A 21727-nucleotide genomic window follows, 5' to 3' on the forward strand; every position below is an offset into this window, starting at 1 on the left:
CTCACTCGGCCGGGCACCAGGCCCGGTTGAGCAGGTAGGCACTGCGGACGCCGGCCTGGGCGAGGCGCATCGCCGTCAGCTGGCGGCCGGTCTCGGCATAGCGGCGCGAAATGCCCGGCACGGTGCGCCGGTGATCGAAGTCGTAGACCCAGGGTCGCAGGCGCCTGGACTCGTCGGCCCAGCCCTCCAGCGTGCCGGCAGCCCACTCAGCCTCGCCCAGCAGGGCGAGCGGCTCGAGGCTCCGGGCGTAGTCCTCCGTCCGGAGGCCCGCGCTGCGCAGCAGCCGCCCGTCCCAAAGCTGGTGCAGGTTGGTTTCGCGGCCGTCGAACTGGACCCGGATCTCGTTGCCGCCCCGGTCCGCGGCGCGGCCCACGTGCAGGGGCTGGTGCAGGTCGACGACCAGGTGCAGCACGAAGGCCAGGGCCTCACGTCGCTCCGTCGGCTCGACCTGGCCGGCCTCGAGCCGGCCCAACTGCTCCCGCAGCGCCGCCAGGATGCGGCCGCCCTCGACCGGCGCATCCGGCGTGACCGGCACGTCGTCGCCAATGTTCATGTAATGCCAGTCGCGCGTGTGGGCCCAGCGGTCTTCCCCGCGGATGCGGTCGGGCCACACGACCGCCGCCTCGAGGGTCCAATCGCCCAGTACCGCGCGCAGCTCGGCCTGCGCCGCCGGGCACAGCCGGTCCACCATCACCGCCGCCGCCGCCCGGTGCGCTTCCGGGCCCCAGGCCCTCGCGAGGCCGGGCAGCGCCAGCGCCATCAGCAGGGCCGCGGCCGCGAGGCCGTGGCCGCGCCTCACACCGACTCCAGCGCCAGCAGGCAGCGTCCCGCCGCAGTCGCGCGGCGCTCAGGAGGGGGGAGCTTGCCCGGCGCCGTCGCCTCGAGCGACTCGATGACGCGCTCGAGCCCGCGGCGCGCGATCTGCTCGGCGTAAACCCGGCGCAGGCTCAGGAGAAAGGACTGGCCTTCCCAGCGGGCGTCGTGGACCACCCAGCGACCACCGCGGGCGCGCAGGTGCAGGAAGACCGGGAGCGGCCGGGCGAGCCCGGCATCGACCTCCAGTTGCACCGCGACCGTACCGTCACGCTGGGTCTCGCTCCCCGGCAGGACACGGACGTTATCGGCCGTCAGCAACAACAGCCCGCTCGCGTAGCGGGCGACTAGGGTCCCGAACAGCGCTTCGGCGAAGCGCCGCCGCTGCACCGGCGAGGCGTCCTGCCAATGGCGGCCCAGCACCACCTGGGCCCCGTGGAGCACGTCGGCCTCGGGTCGCAACTCCCGCGCCACGAGGCTGCGCAGCGCCACGGCGTCGGCAGCCAGCGGCAGGCGACAGGCGGCGACGATGCCGGCCAGCCGCCCGAGCTGCGCGCGCACCGCGGTCTCCGCGTCGTCCGCCGGCTCGGCGGCGGCCCCGGCCGGCAACACAAGCAACGCCGTGAGCACTAGAATTCGCCTCATGAAGCCAAGTATCGGGGCAGTCGCCGTTCCAGGCCAATCCCGCCGGTCCGGCCGTTCGGGTCCCGGCCGACGCCTCTGCTATGCTCGCCCGCGGCGCAGTCAGCGCTGTCATCCGGCCAGGAGGCCCGGCAGCCAGTGAATATCCCCAAGCTACCCCTGCCCGAGCCCCTTGGCTTCGACGCCGACAGCCTGCGCCAGGACGCCTTGCGAGAACTGCTCTACGGGGTCGGCAAGGATACCGGCAATGCGACGCTGCACGACTTGTACAGCGCGGTCGCGCTGACCCTGCGCGATCGCCTGTTGGGCCGCTGGCACGAAACCCAGCGCCGCATCCGGGCCCATGCGCCGCGCAAGGTCTATTACCTGTCGCTGGAGTTCCTCACCGGGCGGACGCTGCTGAATGCAGCCGTCAACATGGAGCTCGACGACAGCGCCCGCGTCTTGCTGCAGGAGATCGGCGTGCGGCTGGAGCGCCTGGTCGAGGAAGAGCAGGATGCGGGGCTCGGGAATGGCGGCCTGGGTCGGCTGGCTGCCTGTTTCCTCGACTCCATGGCCACGCTCGACCTGGCGGGCTTCGGTTACGGCATCCGCTACGACTACGGCCTGTTCGAGCAGCGCATCGGCCCGCAGGGCGAGCAGCTCGAGTTTCCCAACACCTGGCTGCGCCTGCGCAACCTGTGGGAGCTGCAGCGGGAGGACGTGCGCTACGAAGTCTGTATCGGCGACCAGGTCCTCGAGGCGGTCGCCTACGACACGCCCATCCCGGGCAACAACGGGCGCACGGTCAATCACCTGCGGCTCTGGGGCGCGCGCGACCCGCGGGAAATCGACCTGGCGCTGTTCAACCAGGGCGACTACGAGGGTGCGGTCCACGCCAAGAACGAGGCCGAGAACATCTCCCGCGTCCTGTACCCGGACGACTCGACGGAGGAGGGCAAGGAACTCCGCGTGAAGCAGGAGTACTTTTTCGTCTGCGCCAGCCTGCAGGACATCCTGCAGGAGCACCTGGGCGCCGGCTTCGCGCTCGAGGCGCTGCCCGAGCGAATCGCCATCCAGCTGAACGACACCCACCCCGCGCTGGCGATCCCCGAGCTCATGCGGCTGCTGGTCGACCTGCACGGGCTGGCGTGGGACCAGGCCTGGGACATCTGCCGCGGCGTGTTCTGCTATACCAACCACACGCTGCTGCCCGAGGCGCTGGAATCCTGGCCGGTGCGCATGCTGGAAAAGCTGCTGCCGCGCCACCTCGAGATCATCTACCGGCTCAATCGCGACTTCCTGGACGAGATCTGGGAGCGCTACCCCGGGGACCATGAGCGCCGCCGGCGCATGTCGCTCGTGGACGAGAACGGCCACGGCGGCCGCCACATCCGGATGGCCTGGCTCGCCGTGATCGGCTCGCAGAAAGTCAACGGCGTCGCCGAGCTGCACTCCAGGCTGGTGCGCGAGACCCTGTTTCCCGATTTCGATGCGCATTTTCCCGGGCGCTTCGTCAACGTGACCAACGGCGTCACGCCGCGCCGCTGGCTGCGGGCCGCCAACCCCGGCCTCAGCACCCTGCTCGACGAGCGCCTCGGGCGCGGCTGGGAGAACGACCTGCAGCGCCTCGGCGAGCTGCTGCCCCTCGCCGAGGATGCCGCTTTCCTGGAACAGTTCCGGGCGGTCAAGCACGACAACAAGCGGCGCCTCGCGCGCGAGGTGCGTCGCCGGCTCGGCATCGCGCTGGACCCGGAGGCCATGTTCGACGTCCAGATCAAGCGCATCCACGAGTACAAGCGCCAGCTGCTCAACGTGCTGCACGTGATCACCCGGTATCACCGGATTCGCCAGGACCCGGAGCGCGACTGGGTTCCCCGGGCCGTGATCTTCTCGGGCAAGGCCGCACCTGGTTACGCGATGGCCAAGCGCATCATCCAGCTGATCAACAACGTGGCGGACGTGGTGAACGCCGACCCCGACGTCGGCGACCGGCTCAAGGTGGTGTTCCTGCCCAACTACAGCGTTTCGCTGGCGGAGCTCATCATCCCGGCCGCAGACCTGTCCGAACAGATCTCGACCGCGGGCATGGAGGCTTCCGGCACGGGCAACATGAAGCTCGCCATGAACGGGGCGCTGACCATCGGCACGCTGGACGGCGCCAACATCGAGATTCGCGACGCCGTGGGCCCCGACAATATTTTCATCTTCGGCCTGACGGCCGGGGAGGCGGCGGCGCGCCGCGCGCAGGGTTACTACCCGATCGAGCTGGTGCGCCACAACGCCGAACTCGCCGAGGTGTTGCGCCAGCTGCGCGACGGCTTGTACTCGCCGCAGGAGCTGCGGCGTTTCGCACCGCTCGTGGACGCCCTGACGGCCGACGGCGAGCATTTCCTCTGCCTGGCGGATTACGAGGACTATGTCGATGCCCAGGCCGACGTCGACGCTCTCTATCGCGATCCGGCGGAGTGGTCGCGGCGCGCGGTACGCAATGCCTTCAGCATGGGACGGTTCTCCTCGGACCGGGCCATCCGGGAGTACGCCGAAGGCATCTGGCGCGCCGGGCCGATCGGGGCATGACCGGACGCGCTCCCGGCGTGACCTTCAGCAACGCGCTGGCCGCCATGGCGGCCGGCGACCGGAACCGGCTGCACCTCCATTTCGGCGCCCGCGCGCTGCGGCTGCGCGACGATGCCGGCCGGGAGCACGACGGCGTGTGCTTCATCGTCCATGCCCCGCATGCCGGCCGCGTCAGCGTGGTGGGCGACTGGAACCAGTGGGACGGGCGCCAGGCGCCGATGCGGCGCGCGGATAGCGGGGAATGGCGGCTGTTCATCCCCGGGCTGGGCCCCGGCGCCCTGTACAAGTACGAGCTCGAGGGCCCGGACGGCCATCTGCTGCCGCTCAAGACCGATCCTTTCGCGCACTACTGCGAACAGGCGCCGGGCAACGCCGCCATCGTCCCGGACCCGGCGGGGTTCGCCTGGACGGATGCCGAGTGGCTCGAGGCGCGGCGCAATGCAGGCTATCGCAATGACCAGCCGCTGGCGGTGTACGAGCTCCATGCCGGTTCCTGGCGCTACCGCGACGGGCGGCCGCTCAGCTACCGGGAGCTCGCCGATGAGCTGGTGCCGTACCTGGTCGAACTGGGCTTCACCCATGTCGAGTTCATGCCGCTCGCCGAGCATCCCTTCGCCGCGTCCTGGGGCTACCAGCCCACCGGGATGTTCGCCGTGACCAGCCGCTTCGGGCCGCCGGAAGACTTCTGCCTGCTGGTCGACCGGCTGCATGCCGCCGGCATCGGCGTAATCATGGACTGGGTGCCGGGGCATTTCCCGACCGACGCCCACGGGCTCGCGCGCTTCGACGGCACGCCCCTGTATGAAGACCCCGACCCGCGCCGGGGCTGGCATCCGGACTGGCAGACACTGGTATACGACTACGGCAGCGAATGGGTGCGCGACTTTCTCATCTCGAGCGCCCTGTGCTGGATCGAGCAGTTCCACGTCGACGCGCTGCGGGTCGACGCCGTCGCCTCGATGCTGTATCTCGACTACTCGCGCGAGCCGGGTCAGTGGGCGCCCAACGTCTACGGCGGCCGCGAGAATCTCGAGGCGATCGGCTTTCTCAAGCGCTTCAACGAGGTCATCCACGGGGCGCATCCGGGCGTCATGACCATGGCCGAGGAGTCCACCGCCTGGCCCGGCGTGTCCCGTCCCACCTACGACGGCGGCCTCGGCTTCGGCTTCAAGTGGAACATGGGCTGGATGAACGACACCCTGCGCCACCTGGCCCGCGAGCCGGTGCATCGGCGCTACCACCAGGACGAGCTGACCTTCGGGCTGCTCTACGCCTGGAACGAAAACTTCGTGCTGCCGCTGTCGCACGACGAAGTGGTGCACGGGAAGGGGTCGCTGCTCGGCAAGATGCCGGGCGACCGCTGGCAGCAACTGGCGAACCTGCGTCTTTACCTGGCCTTCATGTATGCCCACCCGGGCAAAAAACTCTTGTTCATGGGCACGGAGCTGGCCCAGGAACGGGAGTGGAACCACGACGCCGAGCTCGACTGGGGCCTGCTGGCGGAATCCGGGCACGCCGGGATGCAGCGCCTGCTGCAGGACCTCAACCGTTGCTACCGCGCCACCCCGGCGCTGTGGGAAGCGGACGCGAGCTCGAAGGGCTTCGAGTGGCTCGAATGCCGGGATCCCGCCCGCGGGGTGCTGGCCTTCGCGCGGCGCGACGGCGCCGGGCGGGTCGGGCTGCTGGCCATCATGAACTTCACGCCCGTGGTGCGCGCGGATTACCGGCTCGGCGTGCCGCAGCCGGGCGACTGGCGCGAGGTGCTGAACACGGATGCGAAGCTTTACGGGGGGAGCAACGTCGGCAACCAGGGCCTGGTCCGCGGCTCGGGCCTGCCGAGCCACGGCCGGAACGACTCCGTGGCCGTGACGCTGCCGCCGCTCGGCGCGGTCTACCTGGTGCCGGCGCCGTGAAGGGGACGATCATGCCGGGCCGGCCGCGGCCGCTCGGGGCCGCCTGGGACGGGGCCGGCGTCAATTTTGCGCTGCGCTCCTCGCACGCCGAGGCCGTGGAGCTCTGCCTGTTCGACGCCGACGGCCGCCGGGAGCTGGCGCGCCTGCGCCTGCCCGAGCGCTCCGGCGACACCTGGCACGGCTACCTGCCGGGCGCCGGGCCCGGGCTCGTCTACGGCTACCGGGTGCACGGGCGCTATGCCCCGCGCCAGGGCCATCGCTTCAACAAGCACAAGCTGTTGCTCGACCCCTACGCCCGGGCGCTGTCGGGGACGCTCGCCTACGAACCCGCGGTCTACGGCCACAGCCAGGGGGCCGCCGAGCCATGGCGGCAGGATCTCAGCGACAGCGCAGGCTGTGTGCCCAAGGCGCGCGTGACCGATCCCCACGCTTTCGACTGGCAGGGCGACCGCCGGCCCGCCGTCCCGCTCGAGCAGAGTATCGTCTACGAGCTGCACGTGAAGGGCTTCACCCGCCAGCATCCCGGCGTGCCGCAGCACCTGCGCGGCACCTACCTGGGCCTCGCCCAGCCGGCAGTGCTGGATTACCTGGTCGGCCTCGGGATCACCGCCGTGGAGCTCATGCCGGTGCAGCACTTCGTCACCGAGCCCCACCTGCGCGAGCGGGGTCTCGAGAACTACTGGGGCTACAACACCCTGGCCTTCTTCGCGCCGCACCCCGGCTACGCGCTGGCCGACCCGCTGCGCGAGTTCCGCGAAATGGTGCGCGCCCTGCATGACGCCGGCCTGGAGGTGATCCTCGACGTGGTGTTCAACCACACCGCGGAGGGCGGCGAGCACGGTCCCACGCTGTCCTTCCGCGGTATCGACAACCTTGGCTATTACCGGCTGGAAGCGGGCGACCTGCGCCGCAACGTCAACTGGACCGGCTGCGGCAATACGCTGGATTTCGGCCAGCCCGCCGTGCAGGAGCTGGTGCTGGACTGCCTCCGGTACTGGGCCGTCGAGATGCACGTGGACGGCTTCCGCTTCGACCTGGCGACCACGCTGGGGCGGGAAGCAGCGGACTTCGATCCCGACAGCGCCTTTTTCCGGGCGGTGCGGGGCGACCCCGTGCTGGCCGGGCTCAAGCTGATCGCCGAGCCGTGGGACCTCGGCCCCGACGGTTACCGGCTGGGCGGTTTTCCCCGGCACTGGGGCGAATGGAACGATCGCTTCCGCGACACTGCGCGGGCGTTCTGGCGCGGCGACGCCGGCCAGGTGCCGCGCCTGGCCGAGCGGCTGGCCGGCTCCAGCGACCTGTTCGGCGCCGATGGCCGCGGCCCCCAGCACAGCGTGAACTACGTCGCCTGTCATGACGGTTTCACCCTCGCGGACGTCGTCAGCTACGCCCGCAAGCACAACGAGGACAACGGCGAGGGCAACCGTGACGGTGACAGCCACGCCGTCAGCTGGAACCATGGAGTGGAAGGACCGACCGAGGACGAGGACGTGTTGCGCCGGCGGGCGCGCCAGCGCCGCAACCTGCTGGCCACGCTGTTCCTGTCCCAGGGCGTGCCGATGCTCCAGGCCGGGGACGAGTTCGGGCGGACCCAGCGCGGCAACAACAACGCCTACTGCCAGGACAATGAGCTCGCCTGGGTCAACTGGCGCCCGGCGCGGGACGGCGCCGCGCTGCAAGAGTTCACGCGCCGCCTGGTGCGGCTGCGCCGCGACCATGCCGTGTTCCGGCGCCAGGCCTTCCTCGCCGGCGTGCAGCAGCGTGCCGGGCGGTTCAAGGACGTGGTGTGGCTGCGGGCGGACGGACTGGAGCTGGAGCAGGAGGACTGGCTCGAGCCCGAGCTGCGCGTCTTCGGGATGCTCCTGGACGGCACCGGACTGCCGCCGGCCCAGGCAGGGGAGAAACCGGCCTGCAACTTCCTGGTGTTGTTCAACGCGGGCGCCGCAGCGACCGAATTCATGCTCCCGGCGCCGATTTCCGGCAGCACCTGGGAAGTCACGCTCGACACCGGCCAGGACAGCCTGACCGTGCCGGCCGGCAGCTACCGCAAGGGGCACATCTACCTGCTGGAGGCCGAGACCCTCGCCGTGCTTGCTGATCATGAGTGAGTTTTCCCGCGAACTGGAGCGCCTGGCCGGGCTCGCCGGCATCGAGCCGGGCTTCACGGATTACCGCGGCCGTCGGCACGCGCTGGGTGAAGCTGAGCTCGCCGGCCTGCTCGAGGCCTGCGGCCACGACACGACGACCGCCGCCGCCGTGCGCGCCGCTGCCGACCGGCTCGAAGCCGAGGAATGGATCCGCGTGCTGCCGCCGGTCGTGGCGCTCCAGGCGGGTCGTCCCGCGGAGGCTGACACCGTCATGATCGCGCCCATGTTGCCGCTCGTGCACTGGGAGATCGCCTGCGAGGACGGCGGCCGGCTGGCGGGCAGTGGCGAACCTGGGGCCTGGCCGCTGGCGGGCGAGCGGGAGCTGGGCGGCCTCTGGTACCAGCGGCGGCGCCTCAGCCTGCCGGCGCTGCCCGCCGGGTATCACCGGCTCCGGCTGAGCCGGGCTGACGGCGGCGCGCTCGGTTCGACACTGCTGGTGGTAGCGCCCGAACGCTGTCACCTGCCGCCGTTCCTGGCCGCGGGCGAGCGCTGCTGGGGCCTCTCGGTGCAGCTCTACGGGCTGCGCTCCGGGCGCAACTGGGGCATCGGCGATTTCACGGACCTGGCGGGCCTCGCGGCGGCCGCCGCCGGCCTGGGCGCCGACCTGGTCGGCCTCAACCCGCTGCATGCCCTGTTCCCCGAGGAGCCCGGCCGCTGCTCGCCCTACAGCCCCTCGAGCCGCCTGTTCCTGAACCCCATGTACATCGACCCTGAGGCGGTGCCGGAATTCGCCACCGCGACCCCGGTCCGGCGAAGCGTCGCGGCCCCGGGCTTCCAGCGCCAGCTGCAGGCGCTGCGCGCCACGCCGCGGGTCGAGTACGCCGCGGTGGCGGCCGGCAAGTTCAGCATCCTGCGAGCGCTGTACGACTGGTTCCTGGCCGAGGCGTCGGCCGCAAGGCGGCAGGCCTTCGAGGACTTCCGGACGGAGGGCGGCGAGGCGCTGGAGCGCTTCGCCCGGCAACCCGGCAGCGGCAGCGCCCCGCCGCGCCCCGGGGAGGCCCGCTGGCACGCCTGGCTCCAGTGGGTGGCCCGCGACCAGCTCGCCGCGGCTGCAGCCGCGGCACGTGCCGCCGGCATGCGCATCGGGCTCTATCTCGACCTCGCCGTCGGGCCCGATCCCGGTGGCGCCGAAGTGCGCGCCGAGCCAGATGTATTCGTGACCGCGGCCGGCGTCGGGGCGCCGCCCGATCCGCTGGCGCCGCAGGGCCAGGACTGGGGTATTCCGCCCAGCCATCCGCGGCGGCTGCGCGAGCGGGAGTACGCCCCTTTCATCCGCCTGTTGCGCGCCAATATGCCGGCCGGCGGCGCGCTGCGTATCGATCACGTCATGGCCCTGCTGCGGCTGTGGTGGGTGCCGCGCGGCCGATCCTCCGGAGCGGGCGGTTACGTGCGCTACCGCCTCGACGAGCTGATGGCCATCGTCGCGCTCGAGAGTACCCGCCGGCAGTGCCTGGTCGTCGGCGAGGACCTGGGCACGGTGCCCGACGAGGTCCGGGCCGCCATGGCGAAGTTCGGCATGCTGAGCTACCGCGTGCTGATGTTCGAGCGCGAGGCCGACGGCAGCTTTCGCCCCCCGGCGGCGTATCCGTTCCAGAGCCTGGTGACGCCGACCACCCACGACCTGCCGACGCTGGCCGGCTACTGGGAAGGCAAGGACCTGGCACTGCGGGCCGCGCTCGGACTGTATCCGGATTCGGCAGTGCCCCCCGAGGAACTGGCGGCACGGGAAGAGGCGCGACAGGCCCTGCTGCAAGCCATGGGCGAGGAAGGCCTGCTCGAAGCCGGCAGCCTCGCCCCGGAAGCCGTTCCGACCGCGGCCTTCGCGGCATCCGCCCAGTTGTTCGCGGCCCGCAGCCACGCGGCGATTCTCATGCTCCAGGCCGAAGACTGGCTCGGCGAGACCACGCCGGTGAATGTGCCGGGCACCCACGCCAGTTACCCTAACTGGCGGCGGAAGCTGGGCGCGCCCTGGCCGGAATTCATGGCAGCGCCCGGGCTGCACACCCTGGCCGCCCGGGTCAACGCTGCCCGCGCCGGGAACGGGCCCGACGGGAACCTGGAAACGTAATCAACTAAGACTCATAGCCCATTGTTTTTATTAATTTAGTGCCCATGGACCAACCGGAGATCAGTCGCGCGGAGTTGCCCGGGATGCTGGCCCGGGGCGCCTGGGTAGTCACGGCGACGCGCCGACTCGCCCGGGCGCTGCACCTCGAATACGCCCGTCACTCCTCCCGGGAGAGCTGGCCGACCCCCCGCATCCTCCCGTGGTCAGCCTGGATCCAGCACCAGTACCGGGAACTGCGCGACTTCGGGCGCCTTAGCGAGCCGCAACGCTGCCTCGACGAGACCCAGTCGGCCGCCTTGTGGGAACAGGTGCTCGCCCGGGACGAAACGGCAAGCCGCTTGCTGCTGTCCGCCGGTGTCGCCGAGGGCTTCAGGGACGCGTGGCGACTGGTACACGAGTGGCGGCTGCCCTGGGGCGAGCTGCACGCCCGGGCCCACGAGGATTGCCGCGTGTTCCTGCGCGTCGCCCGGGCCTACCAGCGCGAACTGGACCAGCGCCAGGCACTCGATGGCGCCCAGCTGGCAGGGGTCGTCGCGGCCGGGCTGGCCGGCACGGCCGGAGACCCGGTCGTGCTCGCCGGCTTCGATCGTTTCACGCCGGCGCAGCAGGCAATGGTGAGCTCGCTCGGCGCGCGCGCGCACCGGCTGGCAGCGGCCGGGCACCGGCCGGTCCCGCAGGTGCTCGCGTTCGGCGACGCCCGCGCCGAACTGGCCGCCGCCGCGGCGTGGGCCCGGCAGCAACTGGAAGCCGATCCCGGCGCCCGGATCGGTATCGTGGTGCCCGAACTCGAGGCCCACGCGCCGGTGCTGGAACAGCTGCTCGACGATGCGGTCGCGCCGGCGCGGCTCTGGCCCGGGCACGGCGACGATCCCCGGCCGTGGAATATCTCGCTGGCCCGGCCGCTCGGGGCAACGCCGCTCGCTGCCGCCGCGCTGGAACTGCTGGCTTTTGCCCAGGGGCCGATGAGCCTGGCGACCGTGAGCCGCGCGCTGCGCACGCCCTTCACCGCGGCCGCGCTCACGGAGGGGCCGGACCGGGCGCGGCTCGAAGCATGGCTGCGCGAGCATAGCTCCGAGCCGATCATGCCGGACGCGCTGCTGCGCGGCCTGCGCGGCGAGGGGCGGGCGCCGGGCTGCCCGGTCCTGGCCGCAGCGCTCACCGAGGCCCTCGAGCTGCTGGCGGAGACTCCGCGCCGGCGCCCGGCCAGCCGCTGGGCGGCCGATTTCAGCCGGGCCCTGCGCGTGCTGGGCTGGCCCGGCGAGGCCACGCTCGACAGCGCCGAATGGCAGACGCTGCAGGCCTGGTCGGAGGCCCTCGACGCGCTGGCCGGGCTGGACGCGGTCGCCGGCGGACTCACGCTGGCCGAGGCACTGACGCGGCTGCGCCGGGTTCTCGCCGAGCGACGCTTCCAGCCGGAAAGCCCGGAGGTCCCCATCCAGGTCCTCGGGATGCCCGAGACCGCGGGGCTGGAATTCGATGCCCTGTGGGTGACCGGCCTGCACGACGGCATATTGCCGGCGGCGCTGCGGCCCTCGGCGCTGCTGCCGGCCGCGCTCCAGCGCGAGCGCGCCATGCCGCGCGCCTGCCCGGACACGGAGCGGGCGCTGGCCGGGCGGCTGGTGGCCCGCCTGGCAGCGTCAGCCGGCCAGGTCGGGTTCAGCTACCCGCTGCTGGAAGGCGATGAGCCGCTGCGGCCCAGCCCCGCGCTGGCGCCTCTGGGAGTGCCCGGGGCAGGAGCGTCGGGGCGCCCCGGCGTCGCGGAAATCCTGTTCGCGGCGCGGCGCCTAGAGGAGCTCACGGACCAGCACGCGCCCCCGCTCGGCGGCGCGGTGCGCGGCGGCAGCGCGCTGCTCGGCGACCAGTCCGCGTGCCCGTTCCGGGCCTTCGCACTGCACCGCCTGCGCGCGCATCCGCTCGAGTCGGCCCGCGCCGGGGTCGACCCGCGCCAGCGGGGTTCATTTCTCCACGATGCGCTGCGACGACTGTGGGAGACCTGGGGCAGCCAGGCGACAGCGGCCGGCCTCGAACCGCACGCCCGGACGGCCGCGGTTCGGGCCGCGGCGCGACCGGCCGCCGCGCAGCACCTGGCCGGCGTGCCGCGGGGGCTGGTCGAGATCGAGCTCGAGGCCGGAGTCCAGGTGATCGAACAACTCGTGGCCGCGGACCTCGAGCGGCCGCCGTTCGCCATCGCCGGGTGTGAGCGCCCGTTCGAGCTGGAACTCGGGCTCCTGCGCATCCGCGGCCGCATGGACCGGATCGACCGCGTGGGCGAGGCGCTGGTCGTCATCGACTACAAGACCGGGGCGGCCGCGCCGGCAGACTGGGACGGCGAACGGCCGGGCCAGCCGCAGATGCCGCTGTATGCCCTCGCGCAGGCGGAGGCCGTGGCCGCACTGGCCTACGGCTCCCTGAAGCCCGGCGAGGTCGGTTACCGCGGCCGCCAGCGCGCGGGCGACGACGACCCGCTGCTGCTGCCAGGGAAGCAAACCGTGGCTGTCGCCGCGCCGGAGTGGGAAGAAATGCTGGCGCAGTGGCGCCGGGTGCTGGCGGGCCTGGCGCAGGATTTCGCCGCCGGGCGGGCGCCCGTCGACCCGCTTCGCCCGCAGCAGCGCGACGGGAGTTGCGCGCACTGCCCCTTGCCGGTGCTGTGCCGGCGCGACGAATTGCTGCGCGCGGGAGCCATCGGCGATGAGTGAGCGACGGCCGGCGGACCAGCCCGCGCGCGATGCCGCCCTCGATCCCGGGCGCAGCTTCATCGTGCAAGCGCCCGCCGGCTCCGGCAAGACCGAGCTGCTGACCCAGCGTTTCCTGCGATTGCTCGCCGTAGTCGACCGGCCCGAGGAAATCGTGGCGATCACCTTCACGCGCAAGGCCGCCGGCGAGATGCGCAACCGCATTCTCGGGGCGCTGGAGCGCGGCGCCGATCCGACACCGCCCGCCGGCGCCTACGAGCGAAGGGCCTGGACGCTGGCCCGCGATGCGCTGGCCCGCGATACGGCGCTGGACTGGGGCCTGCGGGACAATCCGCGGCGCCTGCGCATCGAGACCATCGACGCCCTCAACGCGTGGCTCGCGCGCCAGCTGCCGGTGTCCTCGCGCCTGGGCGCCGCACCGGTCATCAGCGACGATCCCGAGCCCGCCTGCCGGCAGGCAGCCCGCGACGTCCTGCTCGCGGCGGGCACCACCGAGCCGCACGGCTCGCATGCCGCCGCTTTGCTGCAACACCTGGGCGGGCGCTTCGGCCAGGCGGAAAACCTGCTGGTCGCCTTGCTGCGGTCGCGTGATCACTGGCTGGGGCGGATCGTCGGCCCGGGCCGGATGGAACCCGGGGCGCTCCGCGCCAGGCTCGATCGCGCCCTGCGTCATTTCGTCGAAGACGAGCTGCAGCGGGCCCGCGCCAGCCTCCCGGAGGAACTGCTCGAGGAGCTCGCCGCAATCCTGGCCGGCGCAGCTGAACACTCGCCGGAGCTCGACTGGCTCGCCCCCTGGCGCGGCCGGGCCGACGTGCCTGCGGCGCTCGCTGCGGACCTGCCGCGGTGGCGTGCACTGGCACGGGTGCTGCTGACCGGCGAGCGCGCCTGGCGCAAGCAGCTCACCAAGCGCGAAGGCTTCCCGACCACCGACCGGGACAACAAAGCCCGCATGCAGGACCTGCTCGAGCAGCTGTCGGCCACCGGTGAACCGGCAGCGGTGCAGCGGCTGCCGGACCTGCCGGACCCGGCCTATGACGATGCGCGCTGGCGCATCCTGGCGCACCTGCTGGCGCTGTTGCCGATCGCCGCGGCCATGCTCGAAGTCGAATTCGCCGCGCGGGGCGAGAGCGACTACGTCGGCGTGGCCCGGGCCGCCCTCGATGCGCTCGGCGCGCAGGAAGAGCCCACGGACCTGGCCATGGCCCTCGACGCGCGCATCAGGCACTTGCTGGTGGACGAGTTCCAGGACACCTCCCAGGCGCAGGTCGAGCTGCTCGAGCGGCTGACCGCGGGCTGGGTGCCGGGAGACGGCCACAGCCTGTTCTGCGTCGGCGACCCGATGCAGTCGATCTACCGCTTCCGCGAAGCCGACGTCGGCCGCTTCATCCGCGCCCGCCGTCATGGCATCGGCAGCCTGCCGCTCGAGCCGCTGCAGCTGAGCGTGAATTTCCGCAGCCAGGCCGCCCTGGTCGACTGGGTGTCGCAGGTCTTTCCGGCGATCTTCCCGCGCCAGGACGACATGGCGCTCGGCGCCGTCACGTTCGCCCCGTCCACTGCCTGGCAACCGGCGCTGGGGGTGCCGCCGGTCTGCTGCCACGCGGTACCCGCCCGGGACTTCGAGGCCGAGGCGGCGACGGTCTGCCGCATCGTCCAATCCTTGCGCGCAGCCGGGGACGCGGGACGCATCGCCGTGCTGGTCCGCAGCCGGCGCCACCTGGCGCAGGTCTATCCGGCGCTCCGCGCCGCCGGCATCCCCTGTCGCGCCATCGAGATCGAGCCGCTCGCCGGCTCCCCGGCCATCCGTGACCTCGAGGCGCTCACCCGCGCCCTGTGCCACCGGGCCGACCGCACCGCCTGGCTCGCCGCGCTGCGCGCCCCGTGGTGCGGGCTCGGGCTCACCGACTTATTACAGCTGGCGGGGGACAAGGAAGACGACGTCTGGCTGCGCCTGCAGGATCCGGCGGTCCTCGAGAGCCTGTCGCCCGGGGGACGCAACCGCGCCCTCCGGGTCGCGGCCGCGCTCCGGCCCGCATTGCGCGAGCGCGGCCGGCGTTCCCTGCGCCGGGCAGTGCAGGGCGCCTGGCTCGCCCTCGGCGGACCCGCCACCGTGGAGCGCGCCTCGGAGCTGACCGATGCCCAGAATTTTTTCGACTTCCTCGAGCGGGCAGCCCGCCACGGCGACCTGGACGACCCCCTGGAACTGGGCGCACAGCTGGCGGACCTGTACGCCGCGCCCGAGACAGCGGCCGACGACGCCGTCGAGCTGCTGACCATCCACAAGGCCAAGGGCCTGGAGTTCGATCACGTCGTGCTCCCGGCGCTCGACCGGACTACCGGGGCCAACGAGAAGCAACTGTTGCGCTGGCTCGAGCAGACGCGGGAGGAAGGGCCCGAACTCATTCTCGCTCCCATCGAGGCGCTCGGAGACGAGCGGGACGACCTGCACCGGGCCCTGCAGCAACTGGAGTCGCGACGCGAGCAGCTGGAGCTCGACCGCCTGCTGTACGTGGCGGCCACGCGCCCCATCCGCCAGCTCCACCTCGTCGCAGGCATTGGTTCCGACGAGCCGGACGGCGGGAAAGTCTTCAGACCGCAGGCCGGGAGCCTCCTGGCCCGCCTGTGGCCGGCCTGCGGCGAGGCTTTCCGTGTTGCTTTGGCTGCGGCCCGCCCACCGGCCGCAGCGCCCGGCGCGGCCGCACCAGCAGTGCTGCGCCGACTGGCAGACGGCTGGGCCGCCCCGGCGCCGCCGCCTGCCGTGGGGTGGACCATGGTCGAGGAACCGCCGGCGGAGCGGACCGCCGGCATCGAGTACGACTGGTCCGGTCGCCAGGCGCGGGCCGTCGGCGTGGCAGTGCACCGCCTGCTGCAGGTCATCGCGGAGGAAGGGCCTGGCCAGTGGCCCGAGCCGCGACTGGCGGCCCGGCGCGCGCTGCTGGCCGCGCTGCTGCAGGAGGCGGGCCTGGGACCGCAGGAGCTGCCCACGGCCCTCGAACAGTGCCTGGCGGCATTGCGCGGCACGCTCGCAGATGAGCGGGGACGCTGGCTGCTCGATCCGGGCCACGCGCAGGCCCGCAGCGAGCTGGCCGTCAGCGGCTGGCTGGAGGGCCGGCTGGTCAGCGGCATCGTGGACCGCAGTTTCATCGACGAGGCGGGCGTGCTCTGGATCGTGGATTACAAGGCGGGGCGCCACGAGGGTGGGAACCTGGAGGCGTTCCTCGACCGCGAACAGGAACGCTACCGGGCACAGCTGGAGCGCTACGCCCGCCTGCTGGCGCCGTGGCGCGAGGGGCCGATCCGGCTCGGGCTCTACTTCCCGCAACACGCCGGGTGGCGCAGTTGGGCGCCCGGCGCGGGCTAGGCCTTACTGGGGCTCGCTGCCGAGCTCGAGCCGCCGGCGTCCGTCGCCGAGGTCCTCGCCGACGAACTTGAGCCCGTCGATGAGCTCCCGGGGCGGATCCTCGCCCGGCGCCAGCTCGGCGCTGAAACGCCACTGGCGGGGCGCGGGCAACTCGATCCGCCCATCGACGGCCAGGGGCCCGCCGAGGGACGTGATCCGGCCGACCGGCGGGCCTTCCTGCGGCTCGAAACGGAACTCGAACGGCCCCAGCGCCAGGATCACGCCCGGCAACTCCAGCTCGCTCACGGTGGCCCAGCCGACGACTTCCACGGGCCAGCCGTCACGGAGCGCGAGGCGCTCGAGCTCGATACGCGCCTGGCCGGCAGTGCCCTCGGGCACCACCATGCGGGGGAGGGTGCCCAGCTCCAGCGCCGCGCGGAAATCTTCCAGGCCGAGACGGCCGCCGAGCAGGCCCACCTGGATGCGCCCCTCGGCGAAGCCATCCGGGCGCCGGAGCCCGAAGTCCCAGGCCGGTTGCAGCGCCAGCGCCGACAGCAGGCTGGCGTCCCAGCTGAGAGCGCCGAGTTCCTGGCCCTGCAGCACGAGGCCGGCGGCGCGCCCGGACCAGATGCTGCCCTCGATGCCCCAGGGCTTGACTGCCGGGGGTGCGAACCAGGCCGCAGCCACGCGGGCAGGAAAATGCGCCGCGGCGGCAATGAGCGCAGCCAGCAGGCCCGCGGCCACGAGCAGCACAAGGCGACGGCGGACAATCATTGCAGTCCCTGGCGCAGCACGAGAGAGGCGTTGACCCGGCCCTCGGCGGGCGTGCGGTCGAAACTCGCCGCTTCGATGCTCAAGCCGGCCGTGGCGCCCAGCGTCGCGAGCCAGCGCGCCACCGCGTCAAAGGACGCCTCGTCGAGCCGCACGCGAATGCCGTCCTCGCCCACCGGCTGGTTGCGCGTGAGCGCCGTCCCGAGGCCTGCCGCCCGGGCGGTACGATCCACGACCACGACCAGCGGCTGGCCGGCCAGCTCGGGCCCGGCGGCCGGCATGTTGCCGGCACCGGCCAGCTCCGCCGCGGCCGCTCGCAGGAAGGCCAGTGTTTCGAGCTTCGTCTCCACGCGTTCCGCCGTCGCGGCGCGGGACGCCTGCAGCGGGTTGATGACGAGGGCCCAGAGCAGCAACAGCAACACCGCCACGGCCCCGCCGCCGACGAAGACCCGCTCTCGCGGTTCGAGGCCGAGGAACCAGTCCTTCATGCGCCTTCCCCGGTCAACTGGATCCGGCCCTCGACGCCGTCGCCGCGCGGATCGGCCTGCTGGATGGTCGCGGCGTAGCGGCCGTCTCGGATCATTGCCTGGCGAAAAGCTTCCAGCGCCTCCACGCTCGGCGCCACAAGTTTCAGGTCCAGCACGCCGCTGCGATAGCTGACCGACTCGATGCTCAGGCCCTGGTTCCCGGCCAGCGCGCCGCCCACCGTTTCGATCGCCTCAAGGAAACCGGCGTCACCGGCACCGGCCGTCCCCCGCAGGGCCGCCAGCCGGCGCTCGACCTGGAAGCGCGGGTCCTCCATGCGCGCCCCTGGCAGCGCTTGCTGGAAGGCGGCGGCAATCGCCGCATCCAGGCGCGCTTCCTCGCGCTGCAGCTGCATGAGCTCCAGGCCCTGGCGCGCCAGCACCACCACGGCCAGCACGGCCAACAGTGCCGCTGCGGCCTGCCAGGGTCGCCACAGCCGATCGACCTGGGTCCGGGGTGCGAACGGGCCCTGCAGCAGGTTGATGGGCGCGCGGGCCACGATGCCCGCCGCCAGGTGCGGCAGGACCCCGTCCGGCAGCAAGCGAATCTCCACGGTCGCGACCTGCTCGCGCAGGGCCTCGAGGGCCGCGCCATGGCGCTCCATGGCGGCCGGAGTGACGTAGACCGACAGGTGGCGGGCTTGCTCCGCATCGCCCGGGAATCCGGGACCGTAACGCAACGCGTCCTCGACCGCCGCCACCTCGACCAGCAGCGGGATGCCGTCGCCGCTACGGGCCAGGCAGCGATGCTCGTCGAGCAGCCAGTTCAGGTGATTGGGAGCTGCCGGGCAACCCTCGGCCTCCGAGCACACGAGCTGGGGCTCCAGCCCCGCCGCTTGCACCGCCGCCAGCCAGCCCTCGAGCTGCTCCCGGTCGACTGCTGCGGCCGGCACTGTGCGGCCCTGCAGCCGCCCCGCCGCGAAATGCAGGGCCTCGATGTCCTCGGCGATCTGCTCCTCCAGCGCGAATGGCAGGGCCTTGAGAATCTTGCCGGCGCCGCGCACCGGCAACTCCGCGCGCGTGAGGAGCACGTCCTCGGCGGGCACCAGCACCGCGACGCGACGGCCCGCAGCCGCCGCGGCGGCGTCGGCCAGGGCCCCGGCGCCGGGCGCCCCGATGCGGCGCCCCTCGGCATCCACCGCCACCCAGGAGCCACGCTCCTGGTCGGCGGGATCGAGGCGTATGACTAGGGTCTCGGTCATGGCGCTGGGGCCTTCATTCGTCGGCGAAGCTGCGGAGCACGGTGGTCACGCTGCCGCCCGGATTTCGGTGCAGCAGACTGTACATGGTGAACCGCTGGGTGCCAACATCGACGCGCACCGACAGGCGGAACCATTGACTGGCGACGTCCAGCGCGGCGCGTGCGTCCTCGGGAATCATCTCGCCCAGTTGCTCCAGGTCCTGCCAGCCGTCCTCGGGCTGATCCAGGAAAATCCGCTCGGCTTCCGTGAAGCCGAAACTCTCGGAAGTGGCCATCAGCACCTCCGGCAGGGCGGTGTTGATGTTGATCAGCGTGCCCCGCGGCAGTGCGGTGATGTAAGGCCGCAGGCGGGCATACCCCCCGGCGCCCAGCTCGGGGAATACCAGCAGGACCTCCGAGGGGCTGGTGACGGGACGGTTGGCGGCCCGGAAGGGCGGCTGCCGGGACAGGTACTCCCCGTCCTCGGCGCCGTCCGGGAAATTCGGCTCCAGGTCGCGGTCGATCCAGTCCGCCATGCGGTCGGCGAGGCGCACGTCGAGCTCGAGGGCCTGCAACAGGCGCCGGAAGGCATCCAGGGCCACGGGATCCGTCGCGCCTTGCGCATCGACCAGGTTGTTCAGGTTGAAGCGCCCGTTCAAATCCTCGATCCGGCCCTGGATCTGGCCGCCTTCGATCGGCAGCGGCGTGATCTGCAGGCCCCAGGGCTCGCGCGGGTGATCCACCTGGTTGTCCTCGGCGTCGTCCTGCAGCACCTGGCTGGCCCAGGCCTCGGCGCCCAGGCTGTACATCAGGCCCTGGTCCACGGTGATGCGGCCCTGGGCGCGGCGCTGGTCGAGGAACAGGTCCCAGGTCAGCGACGTGGCAATGGCGGTCGCCAGCGCCACGACCAGCACGGCCGTGATCAGGGCCACCCCCCGCTGTCGCGCGACCGGCCTCATTGCGGCACCTCGACCAGCCGCCGAATCTCGCCCCAGTCCTCGAGCTCCAGCACCACTTCGACCGCCAGGGGACGATTCGCCGGATCGCCGCCGGCCTGGCTCGGCCATTGCTCGAGCCATCCGCCCGGGCCGTAGAACCGCAGGCGCACGTCGCGCACGCCGGTGAGCAGCTCGCGCTCCACCGGGTCCTCGCCGAGAGTCTGGTCGGGGACGAACCAGTGGCGGCGCAGCAGCCGGTCCTCCTCGAGCTCGTAGGCGACCCGCTGGACGGCCGCGCGCGGCTGGCCGAGGGGATTGGTCCAGCCGCCGCGCGTAAACTCGAGCAGGACCTCGGCGCGCGGATCGGAGTAGATCGCGGAGCGGTAACCGTCGCCCAGCGGCTCGCGCACCGGCCGCGGATTGAGCTGGGCCAGATCGCGAGTCAGCTGCTGCACGGCGAACTGCAGCTCGCGGAAGCGGTCGGCATTCTCGCGGGCGATGACCCGTTGCGCCATCACCGCCTGCAAGCCGCCGTAGGCGCCCATGCCGACGATGGCAAAGACCGCCACGGCGACCAGGACTTCCAGCAGGGTGAAGCCGGCGACGCGCTTCATCCGTCCTCCCCGGGCGGCTCCGGCTCGGGCTCGGGCTCGATCGTCGGCTCGGCCGGGGCTTCATCGTCCGCCGGCTCTTCGTCCTCGTCCGGCGTCTCGTCCGGCGGCCCGGCATCGGCGCCCCACCAGTCGACCGGCGGGGGCGCGGGCTGGCCGGCCGCGCGGCCGATAAAGCCGGTCATCAGGGTCACGGGCCGGTCCGGTGAATCGAGGTAAGCGACGGCGATCTCCACGCGGCGCAGGCCGTCGACGCCCGTCTCCGCCACCGCGGCATCCCAGCGCCACTCGCGCCCGGCAAATTCCACGTCGCCGTCAAAGCGGCCGACCTCGGGAAACTCGCCGCCGACGCGCAGCTCGGCGAGCTGGTTCATGGCGATCCAGTCGGCGAAGGCCCGCTCCCGCAGCGTGGTCGTGGAGTGGGCCATCTGGATCACGCCGTTGTACGCCGCGATCAGCCCGATGGCCACGATGAACATTGCCACCATGACCTCCAGCAGCGTGAACCCGCGGGCGCGTCTCACCGGCCCCTCCCCGGGCCGGCCAGCTCCACTTCGCCGTTGACCAGGCCGCGGATTTGCCAGGCATCGGCGACGTAGTCGCCGACCACGAACAGCTCGAAAGGGGTCAGCTCACCGCTGGAAAAGATCGCCACCTGCGGCACGAGCTCGTCCGCCGGGCGATCGCGCCGCTGCTGTTCCAGCACGACCTCGCGGCCGTCGATGGCGAGCGCGAACTCGAGGTCGGCCGGGAGCTCGCGCGCCCGCAACGCGGCCTCGTCGTCGATCACCGACCACAGGCGCGTGTCGGGGTCCCAGGACAGGAAGCGATAAGTGCCGGGAGCAAATTCCACGCCGAAATCCCGGCCCTGGATCAGGGCCTCCTCCGCGATGAAGCGCATCAGCGCCACCAGCCGGCGCGCCTCGGTCTCGACCGGGTCGTCGGCGCGCAGCGTGCCGGTGGAGAGCACCACGCTGGCAGCGGCGATCGCCAGCACGACGATCACCACCAGCAGCTCGATCAGCGAGAAGCCCGCTTCGCGGCGGGCCGCAGGCCCGGGCTCAGTAGACAGACCAGTTCCCGATTTCCGCATTGATGCCTTCGCCGCCCGGCTCCCCGTCGGCCCCGTACGTAAAGACATCGAATTCACTGTTGCGGCCCGGGTAGAGGTACCGGTAGGTGTTGTTCCAGGGATCGCGCGGGAGCTTGTCGAGATACGGCCCGCGCCAGTTGCGGAGCGAGGGGTCGTTCGGCCGCGTCGTCAGGGCCTCCAGGCCCTGGTCGGTGGTCGGATAGCGCGAATTGTCCATGTAATAGAGCTTCAGGGCGCTCTCGATGCCCCGGATATCCTGCTTGGCACGATTGATCGACGCGTCGTCGATACGGCTGATGACGTTGGGCGCGACGATTGCGGCGAGGATCCCGAGGATCACCACGACCACCATGATCTCGATGAGGGTGAAACCGGACTGGCGCAGGGGCGCGGGCCCCGTGTGCACCATGGCGACGATTCGGTTGCGAAACATGTCTT

16 protein-coding genes are annotated in these 21727 nt (G+C 72.0%); 6 read left to right on the top strand and 10 right to left on the bottom strand.

Annotated features, from left to right (window positions below):
* Nucleotide 1 precedes the first annotated feature (1 nt).
* Both G6N75_RS14215 and G6N75_RS14220 read right to left on the bottom strand, forming a co-directional pair.
* Nucleotides 2-799, bottom strand: a complete 798-nt coding sequence (locus G6N75_RS14215; RefSeq protein WP_165349010.1) for a S1/P1 nuclease — start codon at nucleotides 797-799, stop codon at nucleotides 2-4.
* Entirely contained in the window at nucleotides 796-1458 is a 663-nt protein-coding gene (locus tag G6N75_RS14220) for an ABC transporter substrate-binding protein (RefSeq protein ID WP_165349011.1), read from the bottom strand. The genes G6N75_RS14215 and G6N75_RS14220 overlap by 4 nt, the downstream gene beginning before the upstream one ends.
* 135 nt (nucleotides 1459-1593) lie before the next feature.
* Here G6N75_RS14220 and G6N75_RS14225 point away from each other — a divergent pair, with 135 nt between their 5' ends.
* The 6 genes from G6N75_RS14225 to G6N75_RS14250 are packed head-to-tail and all read left to right on the top strand — an operon-like array spanning nucleotide 1594 to nucleotide 16193.
* Nucleotides 1594-4014, top strand: a complete 2421-nt coding sequence (locus G6N75_RS14225) for a glycogen/starch/alpha-glucan phosphorylase (protein WP_165349012.1) — start codon at nucleotides 1594-1596, stop codon at nucleotides 4012-4014.
* Nucleotides 4011-5927, top strand: coding sequence for a 1,4-alpha-glucan branching protein GlgB (gene glgB, locus G6N75_RS14230; protein ID WP_165349013.1), 1917 nt, complete (start codon nucleotides 4011-4013; stop codon nucleotides 5925-5927). The genes G6N75_RS14225 and glgB overlap by 4 nt, the downstream gene beginning before the upstream one ends.
* Nucleotides 5924-8035: a glycogen debranching protein GlgX gene (gene glgX, locus G6N75_RS14235; protein ID WP_346765541.1), complete on the top strand. Its 2112-nt coding sequence runs from the start codon at nucleotides 5924-5926 to the stop codon at nucleotides 8033-8035. Before glgB ends, glgX begins: the two co-directional genes overlap by 4 nt.
* Nucleotides 8028-10142, top strand: coding sequence for a 4-alpha-glucanotransferase (gene malQ / locus G6N75_RS14240; protein ID WP_165349014.1), 2115 nt, complete (start codon nucleotides 8028-8030; stop codon nucleotides 10140-10142). The genes glgX and malQ overlap by 8 nt, the downstream gene beginning before the upstream one ends.
* Before the next feature lie 44 nt (nucleotides 10143-10186).
* Nucleotides 10187-12838, top strand: a complete 2652-nt coding sequence (locus G6N75_RS14245; protein ID WP_165349015.1) for a PD-(D/E)XK nuclease family protein — start codon at nucleotides 10187-10189, stop codon at nucleotides 12836-12838.
* Nucleotides 12831-16193, top strand: coding sequence for a UvrD-helicase domain-containing protein (locus G6N75_RS14250; protein ID WP_165349016.1), 3363 nt, complete (start codon nucleotides 12831-12833; stop codon nucleotides 16191-16193). The genes G6N75_RS14245 and G6N75_RS14250 overlap by 8 nt, the downstream gene beginning before the upstream one ends.
* A gap of 3 nt (nucleotides 16194-16196) precedes the next feature.
* Here the strand turns inward: G6N75_RS14250 and G6N75_RS14255 are convergent, their stop codons facing one another.
* The 8 genes from G6N75_RS14255 to gspG are packed head-to-tail and all read right to left on the bottom strand — an operon-like array spanning nucleotide 16197 to nucleotide 21722.
* Nucleotides 16197-16946, bottom strand: a complete 750-nt coding sequence (locus tag G6N75_RS14255) for a type II secretion system protein N (RefSeq protein WP_165349017.1) — start codon at nucleotides 16944-16946, stop codon at nucleotides 16197-16199.
* Entirely contained in the window at nucleotides 16943-17431 is a 489-nt protein-coding gene (gspM, locus tag G6N75_RS14260; RefSeq protein WP_165349018.1) for a type II secretion system protein GspM, read from the bottom strand. The genes G6N75_RS14255 and gspM overlap by 4 nt, the downstream gene beginning before the upstream one ends.
* A complete protein-coding gene (gene gspL / locus G6N75_RS14265) occupies nucleotides 17428-18669 on the bottom strand; it encodes a type II secretion system protein GspL (RefSeq protein ID WP_165349019.1) in 1242 nt (413 codons plus the stop codon). The genes gspM and gspL overlap by 4 nt, the downstream gene beginning before the upstream one ends.
* Before the next feature lie 13 nt (nucleotides 18670-18682).
* Nucleotides 18683-19606, bottom strand: coding sequence for a type II secretion system minor pseudopilin GspK (gene gspK / locus G6N75_RS14270; RefSeq protein ID WP_165349020.1), 924 nt, complete (start codon nucleotides 19604-19606; stop codon nucleotides 18683-18685).
* Entirely contained in the window at nucleotides 19603-20199 is a 597-nt protein-coding gene (gene gspJ, locus G6N75_RS14275; protein ID WP_165349021.1) for a type II secretion system minor pseudopilin GspJ, read from the bottom strand. The genes gspK and gspJ overlap by 4 nt, the downstream gene beginning before the upstream one ends.
* A complete protein-coding gene (gene gspI / locus G6N75_RS14280) occupies nucleotides 20196-20720 on the bottom strand; it encodes a type II secretion system minor pseudopilin GspI (protein WP_165349022.1) in 525 nt (174 codons plus the stop codon). Before gspI ends, gspJ begins: the two co-directional genes overlap by 4 nt.
* The gene (gspH, locus tag G6N75_RS14285; RefSeq protein ID WP_165349023.1) at nucleotides 20717-21289 is read right to left on the bottom strand and encodes a type II secretion system minor pseudopilin GspH; all 573 of its coding nucleotides are present in this window, start codon (nucleotides 21287-21289) and stop codon (nucleotides 20717-20719) included. Before gspH ends, gspI begins: the two co-directional genes overlap by 4 nt.
* Complete coding sequence (gspG, locus tag G6N75_RS14290) at nucleotides 21258-21722, bottom strand: type II secretion system major pseudopilin GspG (protein ID WP_276611310.1); 465 nt, start codon at nucleotides 21720-21722, stop codon at nucleotides 21258-21260. Before gspG ends, gspH begins: the two co-directional genes overlap by 32 nt.
* Nucleotides 21723-21727: the final 5 nt, after the last annotated feature.

The organism is Thioalkalivibrio sp. XN8 (assembly GCF_011058255.1).
GTDB lineage: Bacteria > Pseudomonadota > Gammaproteobacteria > Steroidobacterales > XN24 > XN24.

What these genes read in the sequence shown, in the direction of transcription:
- G6N75_RS14220 (WP_165349011.1), bottom strand. Translation starts at nt 1,458, where the DNA reads ATGAGGCGAATTCTAGTGCTCACGGCGTTGCTTGTGTTGCCGGCCGGG.
- glgB (WP_165349013.1), top strand. Translation starts at nt 4,011, where the DNA reads ATGACCGGACGCGCTCCCGGCGTGACCTTCAGCAACGCGCTGGCCGCC.
- malQ (WP_165349014.1), top strand. Translation starts at nt 8,028, where the DNA reads ATGAGTGAGTTTTCCCGCGAACTGGAGCGCCTGGCCGGGCTCGCCGGC.
- G6N75_RS14245 (WP_165349015.1), top strand. Translation starts at nt 10,187, where the DNA reads ATGGACCAACCGGAGATCAGTCGCGCGGAGTTGCCCGGGATGCTGGCC.
- G6N75_RS14250 (WP_165349016.1), top strand. Translation starts at nt 12,831, where the DNA reads ATGAGTGAGCGACGGCCGGCGGACCAGCCCGCGCGCGATGCCGCCCTC.
- G6N75_RS14255 (WP_165349017.1), bottom strand. Translation starts at nt 16,946, where the DNA reads ATGATTGTCCGCCGTCGCCTTGTGCTGCTCGTGGCCGCGGGCCTGCTG.
- gspM (WP_165349018.1), bottom strand. Translation starts at nt 17,431, where the DNA reads ATGAAGGACTGGTTCCTCGGCCTCGAACCGCGAGAGCGGGTCTTCGTC.
- gspL (WP_165349019.1), bottom strand. Translation starts at nt 18,669, where the DNA reads ATGACCGAGACCCTAGTCATACGCCTCGATCCCGCCGACCAGGAGCGT.
- gspK (WP_165349020.1), bottom strand. Translation starts at nt 19,606, where the DNA reads ATGAGGCCGGTCGCGCGACAGCGGGGGGTGGCCCTGATCACGGCCGTG.
- gspJ (WP_165349021.1), bottom strand. Translation starts at nt 20,199, where the DNA reads ATGAAGCGCGTCGCCGGCTTCACCCTGCTGGAAGTCCTGGTCGCCGTG.
- gspH (WP_165349023.1), bottom strand. Translation starts at nt 21,289, where the DNA reads ATGCGGAAATCGGGAACTGGTCTGTCTACTGAGCCCGGGCCTGCGGCC.
- gspG (WP_276611310.1), bottom strand. Translation starts at nt 21,722, where the DNA reads ATGTTTCGCAACCGAATCGTCGCCATGGTGCACACGGGGCCCGCGCCC.